The 19,430-nt window shown below is 72.6% G+C and carries 19 protein-coding genes; 12 read left to right on the top strand and 7 right to left on the bottom strand.

Features of this window, described 5'->3' with window-relative positions; all coding sequences use genetic code 11:
- Entirely contained in the window at window positions 1-603 is a 603-nt protein-coding gene (locus UO65_RS18450; protein ID WP_035284258.1) for a TetR/AcrR family transcriptional regulator, read from the top strand.
- A gap of 47 nt (window positions 604-650) precedes the next feature.
- Here the strand turns inward: UO65_RS18450 and UO65_RS18445 are convergent, their stop codons facing one another.
- From UO65_RS18445 to UO65_RS18435, 3 genes are all read right to left on the bottom strand, one after another.
- The gene (locus UO65_RS18445) at window positions 651-1,685 is read right to left on the bottom strand and encodes a PIN-like domain-containing protein (protein WP_035284256.1); all 1,035 of its coding nucleotides are present in this window, start codon (window positions 1,683-1,685) and stop codon (window positions 651-653) included.
- Window positions 1,682-3,046 carry a cytochrome P450 gene (locus UO65_RS18440; protein WP_200873396.1) on the bottom strand — a complete coding sequence of 455 codons (1,365 nt, stop codon included), beginning with the start codon at window positions 3,044-3,046 and terminating at the stop codon, window positions 1,682-1,684. The genes UO65_RS18445 and UO65_RS18440 overlap by 4 nt, the downstream gene beginning before the upstream one ends.
- A 302-nt stretch (window positions 3,047-3,348) precedes the next feature.
- Complete coding sequence (locus UO65_RS18435; protein WP_035284254.1) at window positions 3,349-4,536, bottom strand: TetR/AcrR family transcriptional regulator; 1,188 nt, start codon at window positions 4,534-4,536, stop codon at window positions 3,349-3,351.
- A gap of 130 nt (window positions 4,537-4,666) precedes the next feature.
- Between UO65_RS18435 and UO65_RS18430 the strand changes: the two genes are divergently transcribed.
- The 5 genes from UO65_RS18430 (at window position 4,667) to UO65_RS18410 (ending at window position 9,696) form a co-directional block, all read left to right on the top strand.
- Complete coding sequence (locus UO65_RS18430; protein ID WP_035284251.1) at window positions 4,667-5,881, top strand: acetyl-CoA C-acetyltransferase; 1,215 nt, start codon at window positions 4,667-4,669, stop codon at window positions 5,879-5,881.
- A 10-nt stretch (window positions 5,882-5,891) separates the two neighbouring features.
- The gene (locus UO65_RS18425) at window positions 5,892-8,054 is read left to right on the top strand and encodes a 3-hydroxyacyl-CoA dehydrogenase NAD-binding domain-containing protein (protein WP_035284248.1); all 2,163 of its coding nucleotides are present in this window, start codon (window positions 5,892-5,894) and stop codon (window positions 8,052-8,054) included.
- A 120-nt stretch (window positions 8,055-8,174) separates the two neighbouring features.
- The gene (locus UO65_RS18420; protein ID WP_035284245.1) at window positions 8,175-8,558 is read left to right on the top strand and encodes a helix-turn-helix domain-containing protein; all 384 of its coding nucleotides are present in this window, start codon (window positions 8,175-8,177) and stop codon (window positions 8,556-8,558) included.
- On the top strand, window positions 8,555-9,373 hold the full coding sequence (locus tag UO65_RS18415; protein ID WP_035284242.1) for an alpha/beta fold hydrolase: 819 nt from the start codon (window positions 8,555-8,557) through the stop codon (window positions 9,371-9,373). The genes UO65_RS18420 and UO65_RS18415 overlap by 4 nt, the downstream gene beginning before the upstream one ends.
- Window positions 9,370-9,696, top strand: coding sequence for a DUF4180 domain-containing protein (locus UO65_RS18410; protein WP_084175823.1), 327 nt, complete (start codon window positions 9,370-9,372; stop codon window positions 9,694-9,696). The genes UO65_RS18415 and UO65_RS18410 overlap by 4 nt, the downstream gene beginning before the upstream one ends.
- Here UO65_RS18410 and UO65_RS18405 read toward each other — a convergent pair.
- Window positions 9,693-10,514, bottom strand: a complete 822-nt coding sequence (locus UO65_RS18405; RefSeq protein WP_035284239.1) for a siderophore-interacting protein — start codon at window positions 10,512-10,514, stop codon at window positions 9,693-9,695. The two genes, UO65_RS18410 and UO65_RS18405, sit on opposite strands and share 4 nt — an antisense overlap.
- A 31-nt stretch (window positions 10,515-10,545) precedes the next feature.
- Window positions 10,546-11,994, bottom strand: coding sequence for a PucR family transcriptional regulator (locus tag UO65_RS38655; protein ID WP_035284237.1), 1,449 nt, complete (start codon window positions 11,992-11,994; stop codon window positions 10,546-10,548).
- A 147-nt stretch (window positions 11,995-12,141) separates the two neighbouring features.
- On the opposite strand from UO65_RS38655, the gene uraD reads away from it, so the two are divergent.
- From uraD to UO65_RS18375, 5 genes are all read left to right on the top strand, one after another.
- On the top strand, window positions 12,142-12,636 hold the full coding sequence (gene uraD / locus UO65_RS18395) for a 2-oxo-4-hydroxy-4-carboxy-5-ureidoimidazoline decarboxylase (RefSeq protein ID WP_035284235.1): 495 nt from the start codon (window positions 12,142-12,144) through the stop codon (window positions 12,634-12,636).
- Complete coding sequence (gene uraH / locus UO65_RS18390; protein WP_035284233.1) at window positions 12,633-12,947, top strand: hydroxyisourate hydrolase; 315 nt, start codon at window positions 12,633-12,635, stop codon at window positions 12,945-12,947. The genes uraD and uraH overlap by 4 nt, the downstream gene beginning before the upstream one ends.
- Window positions 12,947-13,807 carry a factor-independent urate hydroxylase gene (gene pucL, locus UO65_RS18385; RefSeq protein ID WP_035284230.1) on the top strand — a complete coding sequence of 287 codons (861 nt, stop codon included), beginning with the start codon at window positions 12,947-12,949 and terminating at the stop codon, window positions 13,805-13,807. The genes uraH and pucL overlap by 1 nt, the downstream gene beginning before the upstream one ends.
- The gene (locus tag UO65_RS18380; protein ID WP_052021329.1) at window positions 13,804-15,201 is read left to right on the top strand and encodes an 8-oxoguanine deaminase; all 1,398 of its coding nucleotides are present in this window, start codon (window positions 13,804-13,806) and stop codon (window positions 15,199-15,201) included. Before pucL ends, UO65_RS18380 begins: the two co-directional genes overlap by 4 nt.
- A gap of 265 nt (window positions 15,202-15,466) precedes the next feature.
- Window positions 15,467-17,470: a diguanylate cyclase domain-containing protein gene (locus UO65_RS18375; RefSeq protein WP_052021328.1), complete on the top strand. Its 2,004-nt coding sequence runs from the start codon at window positions 15,467-15,469 to the stop codon at window positions 17,468-17,470.
- A 59-nt stretch (window positions 17,471-17,529) separates the two neighbouring features.
- On the opposite strand, the gene UO65_RS18370 is transcribed toward UO65_RS18375, so the two are convergent.
- Both UO65_RS18370 and UO65_RS18365 read right to left on the bottom strand, forming a co-directional pair.
- Entirely contained in the window at window positions 17,530-17,796 is a 267-nt protein-coding gene (locus UO65_RS18370; RefSeq protein WP_035284227.1) for a hypothetical protein, read from the bottom strand.
- A gap of 374 nt (window positions 17,797-18,170) precedes the next feature.
- Window positions 18,171-18,689 (bottom strand): hypothetical protein, encoded by a 519-nt coding sequence (locus tag UO65_RS18365; RefSeq protein ID WP_035284225.1) that lies wholly within the window; start codon window positions 18,687-18,689, stop codon window positions 18,171-18,173.
- A 166-nt stretch (window positions 18,690-18,855) separates the two neighbouring features.
- Here UO65_RS18365 and UO65_RS36815 point away from each other — a divergent pair, with 166 nt between their 5' ends.
- Window positions 18,856-19,125 carry a hypothetical protein gene (locus UO65_RS36815; RefSeq protein WP_035284223.1) on the top strand — a complete coding sequence of 90 codons (270 nt, stop codon included), beginning with the start codon at window positions 18,856-18,858 and terminating at the stop codon, window positions 19,123-19,125.
- Window positions 19,126-19,430: the final 305 nt, after the last annotated feature.

The raw sequence follows: 19,430 nt of genomic DNA, 5'->3' as shown, positions 1-19,430 counted from the left end.
ATGGTCGAGGCAGTCCGCGAACCCCGCCAGGACCGCAGCCGGGCCACCCGGCAGCGGCTGCTGGCCGCCGCCGTGGACTGCCTCGCCGAGGTCGGCTGGTCCGGCAGCACGGTCTCGGTCGTCGCCGAACACGCCGGCGTCTCCCGGGGCGCCGCCCAACACCACTTCCCCACCCGGGAAAACCTCTTCACCGCAGCCATCGAATACGTCACCGAGGAACGCCTCACCCACCTCCGCGCCAACCTCCCCAACCTGCCCCCCGGCCGCGACCGCACCGAGTTCGTCGTCCACACCCTCGGCGAGATGTTCACCGGCAAGCTCTTCCGCGCGGCCCTCCAACTCTGGGTCGCCGCCGCCTCCGACGAACCCCTCAAGGCCCAGGTCGTCCCCCTCGAAGCCCGAGTGGGCCGCGAAACCCACCGCCTCACCCTCGAAGCCCTCGGCGTGGACGAATCCCGCCCCGGCATCCGCGAAGCCGTCCAGGCAACCCTCGACATGGCCCGAGGCCTCGGCCTCGCCAACGTCCTCACCGACGACACCAAACGCCGCCGCCGAGTCCTCACCCAGTGGACCGCCATGCTCACCACCGCGATCACCGAATGAGCCGGACAGTCACTCCTCGCGGTGGTGAGCGCAACGCAGGCGCGACCTCAAGTCCCGCTGACGAAATCTTCAGCCACTTCGTAGACCCGCTGCATGGCCGCGTCCAGACGCGCCTGTATCACCGATCGTTCGTTGGTCTCAGGAGTGGCTTTCAGCAAGTGGTCGACCCGCTCGACCTCGACCGCCGAGGTGGGACTGATGTTCGCGTTGATGGCGCTGCCGATGTCCCGCAGGAATTCCTGGGGCTGGAGCATGAACAGCATCCGGCCCGTGCGCCGCCGGAACTCTTCGACCAGTTCGGGTCGGGGGCCCAGTGCCCGGCCCCGGTTGCGGCGCCACCAGTCGTCCTTGGTGTCGCCCGTGACGAAGAGCGCGTCGCACCCGGCGTTCGCCGCTGCGCGGAGGAGCTGTTCCCAGATCAGATAGTCGTCCGCGCGGTATGCATTGTCCTTGTAACCGCTCCGGTAGCCGGGGGGCAGCTTGGCTTGGATGCGCCGTTCGGCTTCTTCCAGTGCCGTGGCGTAGTCCTCATCCGGGAGCGGTGGTCCAACCCGGCCTTCCAGGATGCGGGCGAGCCGAGTGACGATGGGGTCGAGCGCGGTGTCCTGGGCGCCCTTGACGCGGTCCTTCTCCGCTTGCGCGTTGAGCGACCTGACTGCCCGGTCGAGTGCGGGGCCCAGTTCGCCCAGCACCTCATCGCGCGGGTCGTCGGCCAACGCGGTCTTCTTGGCCCACATGGACATCGCCGCCTCGGTGGCCCGGCGCGCCTTCTCCAGCGCCTCGATCGCCTCCTGCGTGCTTGCCCACGCCCCATTGGCGGCGGTTTCTCGGTTGCGCCAGAATTCCTCCATCGCCTGATGCGGCACCCACAGTCGGGCGCTGACCAATTCCATGAGCGACATCAGGTCGTTGCGGGTGGCCTCGTTGTACCGGTAGAGGTTCAACAGGACGTTGGCGTCCAAGGCGATGAGCCCGGAGGTGGCGATCTCCTTGTAGTCGCCGGGTTGTGGGGTGCGGTAGCCCTCGAACCCGTCGAAGAGTCCCGAGCCGCCCGCGATCGGTGGCGATTCTTCCTGGCTCACAACCGTTCCAGGTGGATCGGGAGGTTGTCGGCGGGGACGGGGATGGAGTTGGTGTCCCACACCAGTTCGTAGTCCGGTGGGAACTCCCAGCGGAAGGTGCGCAGGATCGCGTGCAGCAGGGCCTTCACCTCGAACATCCCGAAGTGCATCCCCAGGCACTTGTGCGCGCCGCCGCCGAAGGGCATCCAGGCGTAGCGGTGGGACTTGTCCTCGCGGCGGGGTTCGGCGAAGCGGTCCGGGTCGAAGCGGGTGGGGTCGGTCCAGTAGTCGTCGAGTTTGTGGCTGATGCCGGGGGAGAGGAAGACCAGGGTGTTCTTGGGGACGTAGTGGCCTTGCAGGGACGTGTCCTTCACCGTGCGGCGGGCCAGGGTGGGCAGGGGGGCGACCAGGCGCAGGGATTCCTTGACGACCAGGTCCAGGGCGGTGAGGCCGCCCAGTGAGGTGACCGTGGGCGGGTCCACCGACAGGCACTCGGCCCTGGCCCGGTCCTGCCAGTCGGGGTGGCGGCCGAGTTGGTGCATGGCCGAGGTGAGGGCCGTGGTGGTGGAGTCGGTGGCGGCCATGATGATGAAGATCATGTGGTTGACGACGTCGTCGTCGGTGAACATGTGGCCCTCGTCGGTGCGGGCCTGGCACAGGGCCGTGAACAGGTCGGTGGCGGTGCTGGTGCGGCGCTCGGCGATGCGGGGGCGGAAGAAGTCCTCCAGGGCCTTGCGGCCGCGCAGGCCCGCCGACCAGCGGCCGCCGGGGACCGGGCGGCGGACCACCGCCATGCCTGCCCGGGAGGTGTCGGTGAAGGCCCGTTGCAGGGCGGCGGCGTCCTCGACCGGGGCGTCCATGAACACCTCGGTGGCCACGTCGAGGGTGAGGCGGCGCAGCGCCGGGTGGGCCGGGCCGGGTTCCCACGTGGGGACCACCCGCTTGGCCAGGGTGTCGACCCGGTCCAGGTAGCCCGCGATGCGGCTGGTGGTGAACGCCTCCTGCATGAGCCTGCGGTGGTGCAGGTGTTCCTCGCTGTCGAGCAGGAGCAGGCCGCGGTTGAGGAACGGGCCGACCAGGAAGGTCCAGCCCGCCTGGGAGAACGCCTTGTCCCGGTTGACCAGCACCTCCTGCGCGGCGTCCGGGCCGGTGGCGGCGACGATGCGCGTCCCGAACGCCCGCGCCCACGACACCGGGCCCAGTTCCCGGTGGCGGCGCAGGCCGAAGTCGCCCTGCCGGAACATCGACAGGGTGTGCCCGAGGACCGGGGGACCCGAGTCGCCGGGCACCGCCCGCAGGTCGCTGTCGGCGGGGGGCGCCGCCAAGTCGGTCACCGGCCACCGCCGGCTCGACAACCACCGGTCGAGCATCCCCGTCGCCATGTCCCACTCCCCGCGGCCCAGCCCGCGCGCACAGTGCGCGGTGAAGATCAGCAGACGATAGCCAGTGGCCCGCATGCTGCCGCACCGGACCCGCTCCGTTGTGTGATCAACCGGATTCGTGTGGTGAGTGCCGCCGTTCAGTCCAATGGGTACGGCCGGACGCCGTCACCCCCGGGGTTGCCTGCCCGTCGTCTGCGGCCAGGAGAGGGTCGGGACGGCCGGTCACCCGACCACGCGGCCCCTCGCCGATCAGCGGGGAGGCCGAGGCGAACACCGCGGTCGGCACCTGGGCAACGTGGTCCTCACCGGTCCTCGACCGCGGCGCGCAGCACGGTGGCCGCCAGTGTGGACAGCTCGTCGGCCAGGCCGGGGCGGGTGGTGAAGCGCTGGGTGCGCGGGATGTCGTTGACGATGGTCAGCGCGGCGTGCACGGCGACCCTGGCCGTGGGCTCGTCCAGCCCGGGGGCGACCTCGCGCAGCAGCCGGACCCACTCGGCGACGTACCCGCGCTGCATCGCCCGCAGTTCCCGGCCGTCGCGCTCGGGCAGGTTCGCCAGCTCGGTGGTGTAGACGGCGATCAGGTCGTCGGAGCGCAGGACCGTGTCCACGTAGGAGCGGGCGAGCCTGCGCAGCGCGTCCGCCGGGTCGGTGGCGGTGGCCAGCGAGTCCTCCAGGCCCAGGGTGAGCCGGTCGGCCATCCGGCGCGAGGCGGCCAGCAGCAGGTCGGACTTGCCCGCGAAGTGCCGGTACACGCTCGGCCCGGCGATCCCGCCCGCCGCGCCGATGTCGTCCATGCTGACCGCGTGGAACCCGCGCTCGCGGAACAGCCGGGTGGCCGCGGTCAGCAGTTCCTCCCGGCGCGACGGCGCGGGCGCGACCCGGGTGCGCCAGCCGTCCGCGCGCGGCGCCGGGGTGGGCAGGTCCGCGCGCACCACCGCCTCGCCGAGGCGGGCCAGCAGCGGCGCGAACCCCGAGCGCGGGGTCGCGCGGTGGTCGCCGACGCTGCCGAACACGCTCAGCGCGGCGAAGCACAGCAGGTGCGCCTGCCCCGACGACAGCTCCGGGCGCAGGCGGCGCAGGCCGGTAAGCCACGCGCTGAGCAGTGTCGCGGCCCGCCCGCGCAGCTCCTTCTGGTCGGCTTCGCGCAGGTGGCGGCCCTGCCAGCGCCACAGCGCGGTCAGCTCCCTGCGCTCGATGGACACCTCGGCGGCGGCCAGCAGCAGCGGTGCCAGCCTGCTCTGCGGGTCGTCGGCGAGGCCGGAGACCGCGTCGTGCACCCGCTCGGCCAGCTCGTCCACCCCGGTGAGCAGCACGTGCCCGAGCACGTCCTGCTTGTTCTGGAAGTGCCGGTAGAGCGCGGAGGCGGTGATGCCCGCCGCGGCAGCGATGTCGCCGACGCCGACCGAGTGGTAGCCGCGCTTGCCGAACAGCGCCGCCGCCGCGTCGGCCAACTGGGCCCTGCGGTTGCGCGGCCTGCTCCGAGCGGTCACCGGCGCCCCTTCCTGGGTGAGGTCCGGATTGCAACCATAGGGTGGCCGTCTCACATTGACAACCAGCGGATTCGGGGCATCATGTGAATCGTCATTAGCGCACACGTACCGTCGGAAGGACTGGACGAGCGTGAGTAACGAAGCCTTCATCTACGAGGCGATCCGCACGCCGCGCGGCCGTGGCAAGAAGAACGGCTCGCTGCACGGCGTCAAGCCCATCTCGCTCGTCGTGGGACTCATCGACGAGCTCAAGACCCGCCACCCGGACCTGGACCCGGCCACGATCGACGACATCGTGCTGGGCATCGTCTCCCCCGTCGGGGACCAGGGCTCGGTGCTCCCGCGCACCGCCGCGATCGTCTCGGGCCTGCCCGACAGCGTCGCGGGCGTGCAGTTGAACCGGTTCTGCGCCTCGGGCCTGGAAGCGGTCAACACGGCCGCGGAGAAGGTCCGCTCCGGCTGGAACCAACTGGTCATCGCCGGTGGTGTCGAGTCGATGTCGCGGGTGCCGATGGGCTCCGACGGCGGCGCGTGGGCGATGGACCCGGAGACCAGCTACGAGAGCTACTTCGTCCCGCAGGGCATCAGCGCCGACCTGATCGCCACCATCGAAGGCTTCTCCCGCGCCGACGTCGACGCCTACGCGGTCGAGTCGCAGAAGCGCGCGGCGGCGGCCTGGTCGGCTGGCTACTTCACCAAGTCCGTGGTCCCGGTCAAGGACCGCAACGGCGTGGTGCTGCTCGACCACGACGAGCACATGCGCCCGGAGTCCACCGTGGAGGGCCTGGGCAAGCTGGGGCCGTCGTTCGCGGGCATGGGCGAGATGGGCGGCTTCGACGCCGTGGCGCTGCAGAAGTACCACTGGGTCGAGAAGATCGACCACGTGCACACCGCCGCGAACTCCTCCGGCATCGTCGACGGCGCCGCGCTGGTGCTGGTCGGCAACGAGGCGGCGGGCAAGGCCGCGGGCCTGACCCCGCGCGCCCGGATCGTCTCCGCCGCGGTGACCGGCGCCGAGCCGACCATCATGCTGACCGGGCCCACCCCGGCCGCGCAGAAGGCGCTGCGGCTGGCGGGCCTGACCCCGGGCGACATCGACGTCTGGGAGCTCAACGAGGCCTTCGCCGCGGTCGTCATGAAGTTCATGAAGGACCTGGACGTCCCGCACGAGAAGATCAACGTCAACGGCGGCGCCATCGCCATGGGCCACCCGCTGGGCGCCACCGGCGCGATGATCACCGGCACCGTGGTCGACGAGCTGGAGCGCCGCGGCGCCCGCCGGGGCCTGGTCACCCTGTGCATCGGCGGCGGCATGGGCGTCGCGACCATCATCGAGCGAGTCTGAGGCCGGGAAGATGACCGAGAACATGATCAAGTGGGAGTCCGACGCCGACGGCATCGTCGTGCTCACCATGGACGACCCGAACCAGTCCGCGAACACCATGAACGACACCTTCCGGGAGTCGTTCGGGCCCACGGTCGACCGGCTGGAGGCCGAGAAGGACTCCATCACCGGTGTCGTGATCACCTCCGCGAAGAAGACCTTCTTCGCCGGTGGCGACCTCAACCAGCTCGGCAAGGCCGGGCCGGAGGACGCCGCGGCCATCACCGAGCGGGTCGACGAGATGAAGGCGCAGTTGCGGCGCCTGGAGCAGCTCGGCAAGCCGGTCGTGGCGGCCATCAACGGCGCCGCGCTCGGCGGCGGCTACGAGATCGCGCTGGCCACCCACCACCGCGTCGCCCTCGACGCCAGGGGCAGCGAGATCGGCCTGCCCGAGGTGAGCCTGGGCCTGCTGCCCGGCGGCGGTGGCGTCTCGCGCACCGTGCGGCTGCTGGGCATCCAGAGCGCGCTGCTCAACGTCCTGCTCCAGGGCCAGCGGCACAAGCCCGCCAAGGCCAAGGAGCTGGGCCTGGTCGACGAGCTGGTCTCCACCCCGGAGGAACTGCTCGCCACGGCCAAGGCGTGGGTCAAGGCCAACCCCGAGGCCGTGCAGCCCTGGGACGTCAAGGGCTACCGCATCCCCGGCGGCACCCCGTCGAGCCCGTCGTTCGCGGCGAACCTGCCCGCGTTCCCGGCGAACCTGCGCAAGCAGCTCAAGGGCGCCCCGATGCCCGCCCCGCGCAACATCCTCGCCGCGGCCATCGAGGGCTCCCAGGTCGACCTGGACAACGCGACGAAGATCGAGACGCAGTACTTCGTGGACCTGGTGTGCGGCCAGGTGTCGAAGAACATGATCAAGGCGTTCTTCTTCGACCTGCAGGCCATCAACAAGGGCAACTCCCGCCCCGACGGCCAGCCGAAGTACACCGCGCGCAAGGTCGCCGTGCTCGGCGCCGGGATGATGGGGGCGGGCATCGCCTACTCCAGCGCCCGCGCGGGCATCGAGGTCGTCCTCAAGGACGTCACCATCGAGGCGGCGCAGAAGGGCAAGGCGTACTCGGAGAAGATCCTCGCCAAGGCCGTGGGCCGGGGCAAGCTGACCCAGGAGAAGGCCGACGAGGTCCTGGCCAGGATCACCCCGACCGCCGACCCGCAGGACGTCGCCGGGGTGGACCTGGTGGTCGAGGCGGTGTTCGAGTCCCCTGAGCTGAAGAAGAAGGTCTTCGGCGAGGTCGAGGACCTGGTGGCGCCGGACGCGCTGCTGGGCTCCAACACCTCCACGCTGCCGATCACCCTGCTCTCGGAGGGGGTGAAGCGGCAGGAGGACTTCATCGGCCTGCACTTCTTCTCCCCGGTCGACAAGATGCCGCTGCTGGAGATCGTGGTCGGCGAGAAGACCTCGGACGTGGCGCTGGCCAAGGCGTTCGACTACGCGCTGCAGATCAAGAAGACCCCGATCGTCGTCAACGACAGCCGCGGCTTCTTCACCAGCCGGGTCATCGGCACGTTCATCAACGAGGCCGTGGCCATGGTCGGCGAGGGCCTGGTGCCCGCGTCGATCGAGCAGGCGGGCACCCAGGCCGGGTACCCGGCGCCGCCGCTGCAGTTGCTCGACGAGCTGACGCTGACCCTGCCGCGCAAGATCCGCGACGAGACCAAGGCCGCGATCGAGGCCGCGGGCGGCACCTGGCCGGGCCACCCGTCCGACGGTGTGGTGGACCGGATGGTCGACGAGTTCGCCCGCTTGGGCCGCTCCGCCGGTGCGGGCTTCTACGAGTACGACGACCAGGGCAAGCGCGCAGGCCTCTGGGCCGGTCTCGGCGACGCCTTCGGCGGCGGCAACGAAATCCCGTTCAAGGACATGCAGGAGCGGATGCTCTTCGCCGAGGCGCTGGAAACGGTGAAGTGCTTCGACGAGAACGTCCTGCGCACGGTGCCGGACGCCAACATCGGCTCCATCTTCGGCATCGGCTTCCCGCCCTGGACCGGTGGTGTCATCCAGTACATCAACGGCTACCCCGGCGGTGTGGCGGGCTTCGTGGCCCGGGCCAACGAGCTGGCGGCCGCCTACGGCGAGCGCTTCACCCCGCCCGCCTCCCTGGTCGCCAAGGCCGAGAAGGGTGAGGTCTTCGAGTAGTCGTCCCCCCGACCGCTCGTCCCCAGCAGGCGCTCCGACTCCGGTCGGGGCGCCTGCTGCCTTCTGTATGACTCCCTAAGCATCGATGTTAGAGTCGTTTAGGGAAGTTTAGGGAGTGATATGGACTGGCTGTCAGTGGACCAGGTCGCCGAGGCGCTCGGGTTGCACGTGCGGACCGTGCGCGGGTACATCCGCGACGGGCGGCTGCGCGCGCAGCGGATCGGCAAGCAGTACCGGATCTCGCGGGCGGACCTCGACGCGTTCACCGGCGTGGCCGCGCAACCCGGGTCCACAGTGGACGTCACGACGATCGCGCAGGTGGAGGACATCGACCGGGGCAACGCCGACCGGGTGACGACGGCGGTGATCGCCGTCGCCGGGCAGGGGTTGCGGGTGCAGACCGTGTTCGACGAGAAGCGCGGCCGGTTGCGGGTCATGGCCTTCGGCGACCCGGGCGCCTGCGCGGAACTGCTGCGGATCGTCGAAGCGGTGGTGCGCGGGTGAGCGGCATCTACCGGGCGCGCGGCGAAGAGGTCCGCGCCGCCTACCGGGACCTCCTCGACCGCTGGCCGGTGCCCGCCGAACGGCTCGTGGTGCCCACGCGGCACGGGGACACGTTCGTCGTGGTGTCCGGCCCGGCGGACGCGCCGCCCGTCGTGCTCGTGCACGGCTCCGGGTCGAACACGGCGATGTGGCTGGACGACGTCGCCGGGTGGTCGCGGGAGTTCCGGGTGATCGCCGTGGACGTGCCGGGCGAACCCGGCCTCAGCGCCGAGACCCGGCTCCCGCTCGACGGCCCGGGGCACGCGGAGTGGTTCGACGACGTGCTCGACGCGGTGGGCGTCGCCGACGCGGCGTTCGTCGGGGTGTCGCTCGGCGGGTTCCTCGTCACCGACTACGCGCTGCGCTCGGACCGGGTGCGGCGGCTGGTGCTGCTCAACCCCGGTGGGTTCGCGCCGCGCCGGGCCGGGTTCATGGTGAAGGGCGTGCTGCTCGCGCTGCTCGGCGAGTGGGGGCTGCGGCGGTCGATCAAGGCCGCCGTGGGGGCGGTGCCGCCGGAGCTGGTGGACCACCTGGTGTTGGTCTTCCGCAGCTTCAAGCCCCGGATGGAACCGCTGCCGGTCTTCGGGCGGCTCGGGTTGGCGATGCCGGTCCTCGCCCTCCTGGGCGCCCGGGACGCGATGCTCGACGCGGCGGCGACCGCTCGTCGGCTCGCCGCCGAGGTCCCGCACGCCGACGTCCGGGTGCTCCCCGAGCAGGGGCACCACATCACCGGTCAGACCGGGCCGATCCTCGAATTCCTCCGGGAGGAACCGTGATCCTGCACGTGCCGCCCACCGGACCCGTGCTCGACGCGGCGGGTGCGATCGACCTGATCGGCGATGCCTGGGCGATGGGCGCCACGTGGGTGGCGATCCCGGCGCAGCGGCTGGGAGCGGACTTCTTCACGTTGCGCACCGGGGTGGCGGGCGAGGTCGTGCAGAAGTTCGTCAACTACCGCCTGGGGTTGGCCGTGGTCGGCGACATCTCCGGGTACACGGCCGGGAGTTCGGCCCTGCGGGCGTTCGTGGCCGAGAGCAACCGCGGCGGGCAGCTCTGGTTCACCGCCGACGTCGAGGAGTTCGAGGCCAGGCTGCGCTAGCCGTCGCGGGCGACGCGTTCCCGGGCGTCGGTGAGGTCTTCGGCGGTGGGGGCGTCGTCCTGGGTGAGGGTGTGGCGCCAGTAGCCGGTGAACTCGATGCGGGGCTTGGGGATGCCCCGGTCGACCAGGTGGCGGCGGAGGGTGCGGGTGATCGTGGCCTCGGTGGCGATCCAGGCGACGGTGTCCGGGGTGGTCTTGGCCGACCGGACCGCTTCCAGCAGGAGCGTGCTGTCGGCGGGTGCGGTCGAGCCGCGGGGGAGCCAGGTGATCGGGCGGGGCAGGTCCTGGGCGTCGGAGAGGTCGGGGACCTCGATGAAGACCTGGGCGGTGGCCGGGTCCGGCAGGGACTCCAGGAGCGTGGCGATGGCCGGGAGGGCGGCGAGGTCGCCCGCGAAGAGGTGGTCGTCGCCGCGGGGGAGGGACCGGGCGTACTGGCGGGCCGGGCCGTAGCGGGCCAGGGTGTCGCCCACCCGCGCCCCGGCCGCCCACTCGGTGGCCGGGCCGGGGGTGTCGTGCAGGACGAAGTCCACGTCGAACTCGGCTGCGCCGGGCCGGAGGTGGCGGACGGTGTAGCTGCGCATCCATGGGCGTTCCGGTTCCGGGATGGCCATGAACGCCTGGTACCAGCGCATCACGTCGGCCGGGTGCTCGGCCGGGATTCTCGGTTCGGACTGGCCCGGGCGCGGGAAGCACAGCTTGAGCTGCTGGTCCGGCCACCGGGTCAGGGTGTCCAGGCCGTCGCCGGTGAAGGTGACGCGGGTCGTGTGCGGGGTCAGCCGCCGGACGGCGGTGACGTGGACGAAGGACACCGGAGCCATCGCGAACCCCCTTGCGGACCGGGGTGGCAAGTCAAGCGGACCCGAGTTCCAGCGCCAGCACCAGGTCCACCTGCGCGGCCAGGGACGACAGGTCGCGGCCGGTCAGCTCCTCGACCCGGCCGACGCGGTAGCGCAGGGTGTTGACGTGGACGTGCAGCTTCTCCGCGGCCCTGGTCCACGAGCCGGAGCAGGCGAGGAACACCCGCAGCGTGTGCACCAGGTCGGACTGGTGCTCGGCGTCGTAGTCCAGGATCGGGCCGAGGACCCAGCGGCGGAACGCGGCGCGCTGGTCGTCGGGGACCCCCACCAGCAGGGTGTGGAAGGCGCCCAGTTGCACACCGTCCTGCACCCCCGCCCGGCAGTCGCGGCGCTCGGCGACCAGGCGGGCGTTGCGGGCCTGCTCGACCGAGGTGGGCAACCCCGCCGCGTCGGTGACCCCGCCGACGCCGATGGCCACCCTGGCGTCGCCGAACCCGCGCTCCAGCAGCCGGGCCAGCTCCACCAGTTCGTCGAGCACCCGGTCCCGCCGGTTGCGGCGCACCCCGAGGACGGCGAAGACCTCCTCGTCCACCTCGGTCACCACCGCCGCCAGGCCCAGGGTCTCCGCCAGTTCGGCCAGCACCGCCGCGGCCACGTCCGGTGTCGCCTTGTCCGCCGAGGCGCTGAGCACGCACAGCTCGTCCGGTCGGGCGAACCCGTCCGCCGCCCGCTCCAGCGGCACCCGGGCCGCCGCGCGGCGGGCGCTGTCGCGTGCGGACTGCTCGTTGGCCGCCGCCACCGCCAGGACGTCCACCAGGTGCCGCTGGTGCGACGTCCACCGCTCCTGCTCGCCCTGCACCGCCAGGAACCAGTCCAGCGCGCGCGTCCCGGTCACCGACGCCTCCGCCACGGTGTGCGGGAGGTGGCCGGGGCCGCGCACGGTCAGCGGCAGCCGGGTCGCCTCCAGGAACCTGCGGACCAACCCCTGGCGCAGCCCGATCGGGGGCGCCGAGGTCGTGCCCGCGACGACCCGACCGGTGGGGGAGAGCACCCAGCAGCCGCCCTCCAGCGCGGTCGCCGCGTTCGCCACCGCCGTGGCCAGGTCCGGCACGCCCTCGCCCGCGCGTGCCCTGGTTCGGGCCGCGCCCAGCACCACGTGCTCGGTGACCGAGGCGAACGACACCCCGCGCGGCACCTCGAACAGCGGCACGCCGTGGCGGAAGCACGCCGCGACCAGCTCCGCGGGCACCTCGCCCGCCTCGGTGACCCCGGTGCCCAGCGCCACCGCGCCCGCCCGGGCCAGCGCCGCCACGAACGCCTCCGCCCGCTCCGGTCGCCACCACAGGAGGCCGGTCAGCACCAGCTCACCCCCGCTCAGGTAGCGCGACGGGTCCGGGTGATCGGTGGTGTGGACGTAGCGGACCGGCCGCTTCGGGTCCTCGGGTGGGACGTGCACCTCCAGCCCCAGGTCCGGGTGGTCGAGGAGCGACTCCAGGTTCACTCAGGTCCTCCGGGGTGGCGGGCCGGTCAATTGGAGGAACCTACAAGAGATCCCCGGGGGGCCTGCTGTTTCTTCGTCGCTTTTGCCGGTGGCCTGTTTGTGCTAGCGCGTGTTGACTGGCGGCTGTGCTCGTGTTGACTGGCGTCCGTGCCGGGCGACCTCCTCACCACCACCGACGGCGTCGACACCGCCGACCTGCTCTCCTGCTGCGCCTCGCGCCGGTGGGCCGAACAGGTCGCGGCGCGGGGTCCGTTCGCCGACCTCGACGACCTCGTGGCGGCCTCCGCCGAGGTGCTGGCCGGGTTGGACTGGTCGGACGTGCTGGAGGCGCTGGCGGCGCACCCGCGGATCGGGGACCGGGCGGGTGGCGCCGACCGGGAGTCCGGGTGGTCGCGGCAGGAGCAGTCGGCCGCCGCCACCGCCGACGACCGGATCAGGGCCGACCTGGTCGAGGGGAACCGGGTCTACGAGGAGCGGTTCGGGCACGTCTTCCTCGTCTGCGCGACCGGGCTGCCCGCCGAGGCCGTGCTCGCCGCGCTGCGCCACCGGCTGACCAACGACGAGACCGGGGAGCGCCGCGCCGTGCGCGGGGAACTGGCCAAGATCGTCGAGCTGCGGCTCGGGAAGCTGGTGGGCCGATGAGCCTCACCCTGTCCACCCACGTCCTCGACACCGCCGCCGGGCGACCCGCCGCGGGCCTGCGGGTCCGGCACGAGCGGCGCGACGGCGACACCTGGGTGCCCGTCGGCGAGCACACCACCGACGACGACGGCCGCGTGCCCGGCTGGGCCGCCGAGCCGGGGGAGCACCGGTTCACCTTCGACACCGGCGACCACCTGGGCCCCGGTGCGTTCTACCCGGAGGTCAGCGTCGTCTTCCGGGCAACAGAGGGCCACTACCATGTGCCGCTCCTGCTCAGCCCGTTCGGCTATTCCACCTACCGGGGAAGTTGATGACATTCGAGCTCGGCGAGAACCAGTACGGCAAGGCGGAGGTCCGGCTGGTCCGGGTGGACCGCGGTCCCCAGGCGCACGGCATCACCGACCTCAACGTCACCACCACCCTCGCCGGTGACCTCACCGCCACCCACCTGACCGGCGACAACACCGGCGTCCTGCCCACGGACACGCAGAAGAACACCGTCCACGCCTTCGCCCGCGACGGCATCGGCGAGATCGAGGAGTTCGCGCTGCGCCTGGCCAGGCACTTCGTCGACTCCGCCCCGGCGATCACCCGCGCCAGGGTGCGGATCGAGCAGTACGGCTGGGAGCGCATCCCCGCCACCGGGCACTCCTTCACCCGCACCGCGGGCACCCGCACCGCGTCGGCCGCCTACGACGGCACGACGGCGTGGGTGGTCTCCGGCGTCGAGGGCGTCACCGTCCTCAACACCACCGGCTCGGAGTTCCACGGCTTCCCCCGCGACCGGTACACGACGCTGGCCGAGACCTCCGACCGCATCCTCGCCACCGACGTCACCGCGCGCTGGCGGCACGCCGACCCCACCCGGACCGACTGGGCCGCCTCCTTCGCCGGGGCCAAGGACCGGCTGCTCAACGCCTTCGCCGCCACCTACAGCCACTCGTTGCAGCAGACGCTGCACTCGATGGGCCAGTACGTGCTCAGCGGCGACGACGGCCTCGCCGAGGCCCGGCTGGCGCTGCCGAACAAGCACCACTTCCTGGTCGACCTGCAACCGTTCGACCTGGACAACCCGCAGCAGGTCTACCAGGTGGCCGACCGGCCGTACGGGCTGATCGAGGGGACCGTCCACCGCACGGGCGCACCCGACCCCGGACTCGCCTGGTGGTGACCCGGACGGTCATCCAGGGCGCGGCCGTGGCCACCGTGGACGCCCGCGGCACCGAGTATGCCGAGGGCCACGTGGTCGTCGACGGCGGCCGGATCACCGCCGTCGGCGCCGGGGCGGCCCCGGTCGGACCCGGTGACCGCGTCGTCGACGGCCGCGGCTGCCTGGCCACCCCGGGCCTGGTCAACACCCACCACCACCTCTACCAGTGGGCGACCCGCGGCTACGCGCAGCAGTCCGACCTGTTCCACTGGCTCGTCGAGCTGTACCCGGTGTGGGCCGGGTTGGACGAGGACACCACCCGCGCCGCGGCGACCGCCGGGCTGCTGCGGCTGGCCCGCACCGGCTGCACCACCGCCGCCGACCACCACTACGTGTTCCCCGCCGCGGGCGGCGACCTGCTCGGCGCCACCGTCGACGCGGCGGGTGCGGTCGGCATCCGGCTGCACGCCGCGCGCGGGTCGATGGACCGCGGCGTCTCCTCCGGCGGCCTCCCGCCGGACTCGCTGGTCGAGACCACCGACGGCGCCCTGGCCGCGACCCAGGCCGCGATCGAGCGCTGGCACGACCCGGCGCCGGACGCGTTCACCCGCGTCGCGGTGGCGCCGTGCTCCCCGTTCTCGGTCAGCGCCGAGCTGATGTCGGGCGCGGCCGAACTGGCCCGCGCCGCCGGGGTCCGCCTGCACACCCACCTCGCCGAGACCGTGGGGGAGGAGGTGCAGTGCCTGGCCGAGTACGGCTGCACCCCGGTGGAGTACGCCGAGCGCACCGGCTGGATCGGCCCGGACGTGTGGCTCGCGCACGGGGTGCACCTGTCCGACCGCGCCATCGAGGTCCTGGCCGCGGGCGGCACCGGCGTCGCGCACTGCCCCACCTCGAACGCCCGGCTCGGCGCGGGCACCGCCCGGGTCGCCGACCTGCTCGCCGCCGGTGTCGCGGTGGGGCTCGGCGCGGACGGCGCGGCGTCCAACGAGGACGGCGGCCTCGGGCCGGAGCTGCGCCAGGCCGCCTACCAGGCCCGGTTGCGCGACGGCGCGGACGCCCTCGACGTCCGACAGGCGCTGTGGCTGGGCACGATGGGCGGCGCGCTGTGCCTGGGCAGGCAGGACGAGCTGGGCTCGCTGGAACCGGGCAAGCTCGCCGACGTCGCCCTGTGGCGGCTCGACGGCCTGGCGCACGCGGGCATCGCCGACCCGGTCGCCGCCCTGGTGCTCGGCTCGCTGCCACCGCTGCGGCTGCTGCTGGCGGGCGGGCGGACCGTGGTGGAGGACGACGTCGCCACCCGGGTCGACGAGCACGGCGCCGCGCGGGCGCTGGCGGCGGCGGGCACCAGGCTCGCGGTCGCGGCGGGGCTGTCGGGGCCGTCGGGCGGAAGTGCGCTGCGTCACATCCGTTAGTCGCTCTCCGTGGCTGTCGCCAGGGGCGATGGTCCCCGTTCGGCGGACCCGACGACCCGCTCGATCGGGCGCTTGATCCGAATGGGCACATCCGACCAGAGCCCTTGTGCCCGAACGGTCTTCGCCCTACCGGGTGTGTTGTCCCCCCACGACCGATCGCACCCGAACGGCCTATCGCCCGATCCGGCCCCGATGGGTAGGAAGGTGGCACTCGGTACCCGATCGGGTACAGAGTTGTTGCCGCCCCCGGAACCTAGGACGGACCATGACCAGCCCACCCCGTGCCGAGCTGGCCGTCGGGTGGGCGACCGCGTTGTCCGCGCTCGTCTTCGTGCCCACGCCGCACGAGGACGTCGAGGCCGAACTCGGTGCCCTGCTCGACGACCTGCTCGGCCACGCCCGCGCGGGCGACCACGTCGCCGCCGCCGGGATCGGCGCGCGGTTGGTGGACGCGGGTTTCGCCACCGCCGACTGCCTGCGCGTCTCGCTGCCGCTGCTGCGGCGGGCGCTCACCGCACTGCCCGAGCTGGACGACGACGCCGTGGCCGAGGCGGTCGCCGCGGTCGCGGTCGGGTTCACCGAGGCATCCCGGGAACGGGTCTTCACCGAGCAGCGCGGTCTGCGCGAGTCGCTGCTGCACCGGCGGGAGGACGCCGAGCGCGAACTCGCCGCGGTCGAGGAGCGGTTCGAGGCGGTGTTCGCCGCCGCCGTGCAGGGCATGGTCCTGAGCACCCCGGACGGGCGGGTCCTGCGGGCGAACGAGGCGCTGGAGGTCGTGCTCGAACACCCCGCGGGCACGCTGCCGGGCACCGTCGCCGACCTGTTCCACCCCGAGGACCGCGCGTACCTGCTGGACCGCTACGCCGAACTGGTCGCGGGCGACTGCGCGCGGGTCGACGAGCAGCGCACCCGCTTCCTGGGCCGCGACGGCGAACCGGTCTGGGTGCGCGTCGTGGTGCTGCCGCTGCGCGACCGCGACGGCGCGACCACCGGCCTGGTGACCATGGTGGGCGACCTCACCGACCTGCACCTGCTCGAGCACAAGATGAGCTTCCAGGACACGCACGACCCGCTCACCGGGCTGCCCAACCGGGACGCGTTCGTCGGCAGGCTCGAGGAGGCGCTGGAGACCGGCGCCGAGCTGTCCGTGCTGCACCTGGGCCTCGACGACCTGGCCGTGGTCAACGACGGCCTCGGTCGGGCCGCGGGCGACCGCGTGCTGCGCGAGGTCGCCAACCGGCTGGAGTCCGTGGTGGAGGGCCGCGGCGCCGCGGTCGCCCGGATCGGCGGCGACGAGTTCGCCGTCCTGCTCCCGCACACCCCCACCACCCGGGTCGGCGACCTGCCCGCGGAGATCAACGACGCGCTGGCCGAACCCACCTACGTCGCAGGCGGCGGGACCGCGGCCTCGGCCACCATCGCCGTGGCCCGGCTGCCCGCGCGCGGCACCCGGCCCGAGGAGCTGCTGGCCGCCACCGACGCCGAACTGCGCGCGCTCAAGGCGCAGGGCAAGCGCCAATGGGGCCTGGTCGACGCCGACGAGAACGCCCGCCGCCGCGAACACCACCGGCTCGCCGCGTCCATCCCCGGCGCCTGGGAGTCCGGCGAGCTGTCCGTGGAGTTCGAACGCGTCCTGGCCGTGCCGTCGGGGGAGGTGACCGCGGCCCGCGCCCTGCTGCGCTGGGACCACCCCGACCACGGCCCGCTCGACGACGCCCGCTGCCGCGCGCTGCTCGCCGACACCGGCCTGGGCGTCCCGCTCGGGCACTGGGTGCTGGAGCGCGCCCTCGACGCCGACCTGGGCGGGGTGCCCCCGTACCTGGAGCTGACCGTCGAGCAGGCCGCCGACCCGGACCTCGTCGCCGCGGTCGGCCGGGTGCTCACCGCGGGCGGCTCGCTGGAACTGGGCCTGCCGGTCGCCGCGCTGTGCGAGGTGGACAGCCCGGCCGAGGAGAACCTGGGCGTGCTGGTCGACCTGGGCGTCCGCACCGTGCTCACCGGTTTCGGCCGCACCCGCGGTGACCTGGCCTGCCTGGAGGACCTGGGCGCCCTGCGGGCGGTCAGCCTGGACGCCACGGTGGTGGGCCGGGTGGCCGGGGCCGACGGGTCGTCGATGTTCGTCCGGGCCGTCCGCGACCTGGTCCCGATGGTCCGCGACACCGGCCGCTCGGTCATCGCGGGCGGCATCACCGACGCCGCGCAGCTCGACTGGTGGGTGTCGGTGGGCGTGGACCGCGCCTTCGGCCCGCACCTGGGCGGGGTGCGCTGATCCGGCCCCGGGAACGCGAAAGGCCCCCGGGGCGGGGGCCGTGCGCGGGACGGCGACCGTCAGGCGGCCACCGGGGTCGACAGCGCCGCGGTGCCCGCCGGGCTGAGCGTCGCCGGGACCAGTTCGCCGAAGCGGCCGGTGGCCGGGGTGATCAGGCCCGCGTGCGTGAGCAGGTGGGCGGTGAACTGGTCGCAGCACGGGACGCCGTCGATGTAGAGGTCCGGTTCGGCGCTGCACGCGAGCTGGGCGCGGCCCTGGGCCACGGCCCGCAGCATGGCGAGTGCTCTGCGGTTGAGTTCGTGCGGTTCGGTGGTGGTGGTGGTCATCTCTCCCCCTGGTCGAGGTCCTCGTCGGTCTTCGTCGCGACCGCCCGCTCGGATGCGGGACTCCGCTCGGTGGTTTCATCGAGTTGAGACCCGCACCACGTTACGGTCGGTGTCCGGTTTGCGAATGACGAACCGCGTCAAACCGCCATTTCCGGTCGTTCACAGCGGTCGGTTGGGCCGTTCGGGTCTCACCCTGACGGGTGATTGCCGGTCGGGTGAAAGTCGCTGACCTGGGGGAACGTCATCCCGCCCGACTTGGTCGATTGTTTTCCCCGTCTTCCCATATAGCAGGACAACCGTCCGGTGAGGCTCCCGGATGGCGGGAACGGCGGAGGCCGCGACCGGGTTCCGGTCGCGGCCTCCTGGGATCGGTCCTACTTCTGGTGCCTGCTCTGCGAGCCGTTGAGGCCGTAGAGGATGCGCCCGAGCACGTCCGGGTCCGGCGGCGCGCCCGCCTCCTCCTCGGCGGCGAGCCGCGCGGCCTCCGGCGAGGGCCTGCGCTGGCGGCGGGGCAGCGGGACCGCGCCCGCGTCCATCCCGCCCGGCAGCGGCATCGTCAGCCACAGCATGTGCCTGCCCGGCCCGAGGTCGTCGGCGCCGCAGCGCCCACCGGCGGGGGCCGACGGCGCCCGCGCGGGCCGCGACGACTCCACCTCGATCACCAGGTTGCCGCCGGAGAGGCGGACCCGGGCGGTGATCATCCCCGGCGACCCCGGCTCGGCCGCGTCCACCACGGCCTGCGCCAGCCTGCCCGCGGCCGCGGCCGCGTCGTCGCGCATCGACCGCAGCTTCCACTCGGTCAGGGAGAACCGCACGAACATCTCCGTGCACCCCACGGCACTGGGTAGGGCGACCAGTTGAAGGTCGTCCATCTGCTCGGTCCGGTCGGTCATAGGGTGCCTCCTTCGCGTGCGCCAGATGGTGTCACGTCATCCCTCGACTGTGGGACGTCAGGTCCCGGTCTCACTCAGCGTGTCCATCTGTCCGCGAATCGGTCACGCACCGCCGCCGATGCGTGGCTGTCTCAAGCTCCAGAACGATGGTGTATCAGTTGACGCCGTGCATGCGAAGCGGTCGGACGGTAGTGACCTTATCGCCGACTTCACCATCACCCCCAGCGGCGACACGCTGACCCTGGTGATCGAGGCAGTCGGACCCGACGCGGCAAACCCCGACTACGTGGAGGCGCTGACGACGCTGTTGCGCAGGCTGAGCGTGCGCGACGCCGAAATCGTCACCGCTGAAACGGACACCCGGGTGCTCCTCACCGAGCCGATCGCGCGCCGAGGGCGGTGGACGTGCTCTCCCCGATGGTCGGCATCTCGCTGACCTCGGTCGCCGATGGCGCGGTCAACCGCATCGTGGACGTCTCGGAGAAGACCGTGGTGGTCTCCACGAGCAGTTCGCCGGATCGGCAGCCGATCCCGGTGGCCGTGGTGCAGGCGGGTCTCGACCTGCTGGGGGGGGCAGGCGGTGCACCGCGCACCGCCCGGAGACCGAGCGGTACTTCGCCTGGCACCGTGATCACTGGGCGGGGCCTGGCGTCCCCTGCTGGGGCGGGTCCTGCAAAGCGCCGGTCTTTTGGTGGGTGTGCCCGGGTGGGTGGATGTGTTTGGCCGGGGCCCCTATGGCGA

Source organism: Actinokineospora spheciospongiae (assembly GCF_000564855.1).
GTDB lineage: Bacteria > Actinomycetota > Actinomycetes > Mycobacteriales > Pseudonocardiaceae > Actinokineospora > Actinokineospora spheciospongiae.
Note: the sequence above shows the minus strand (reverse complement) of the source record. Positions and strands in the feature narration are given on the sequence as shown.

What these genes read in the sequence shown, in the direction of transcription:
- UO65_RS18450 (WP_035284258.1), top strand. Translation starts at nt 1, where the DNA reads ATGGTCGAGGCAGTCCGCGAACCCCGCCAGGACCGCAGCCGGGCCACC.
- UO65_RS18440 (WP_200873396.1), bottom strand. Translation starts at nt 3,046, where the DNA reads ATGGCGACGGGGATGCTCGACCGGTGGTTGTCGAGCCGGCGGTGGCCG.
- UO65_RS18425 (WP_035284248.1), top strand. Translation starts at nt 5,892, where the DNA reads ATGACCGAGAACATGATCAAGTGGGAGTCCGACGCCGACGGCATCGTC.
- UO65_RS18420 (WP_035284245.1), top strand. Translation starts at nt 8,175, where the DNA reads ATGGACTGGCTGTCAGTGGACCAGGTCGCCGAGGCGCTCGGGTTGCAC.
- UO65_RS18405 (WP_035284239.1), bottom strand. Translation starts at nt 10,514, where the DNA reads ATGGCTCCGGTGTCCTTCGTCCACGTCACCGCCGTCCGGCGGCTGACC.
- uraH (WP_035284233.1), top strand. Translation starts at nt 12,633, where the DNA reads ATGAGCCTCACCCTGTCCACCCACGTCCTCGACACCGCCGCCGGGCGA.
- pucL (WP_035284230.1), top strand. Translation starts at nt 12,947, where the DNA reads ATGACATTCGAGCTCGGCGAGAACCAGTACGGCAAGGCGGAGGTCCGG.
- UO65_RS18375 (WP_052021328.1), top strand. Translation starts at nt 15,467, where the DNA reads ATGACCAGCCCACCCCGTGCCGAGCTGGCCGTCGGGTGGGCGACCGCG.
- UO65_RS18370 (WP_035284227.1), bottom strand. Translation starts at nt 17,796, where the DNA reads ATGACCACCACCACCACCGAACCGCACGAACTCAACCGCAGAGCACTC.
- UO65_RS18365 (WP_035284225.1), bottom strand. Translation starts at nt 18,689, where the DNA reads ATGACCGACCGGACCGAGCAGATGGACGACCTTCAACTGGTCGCCCTA.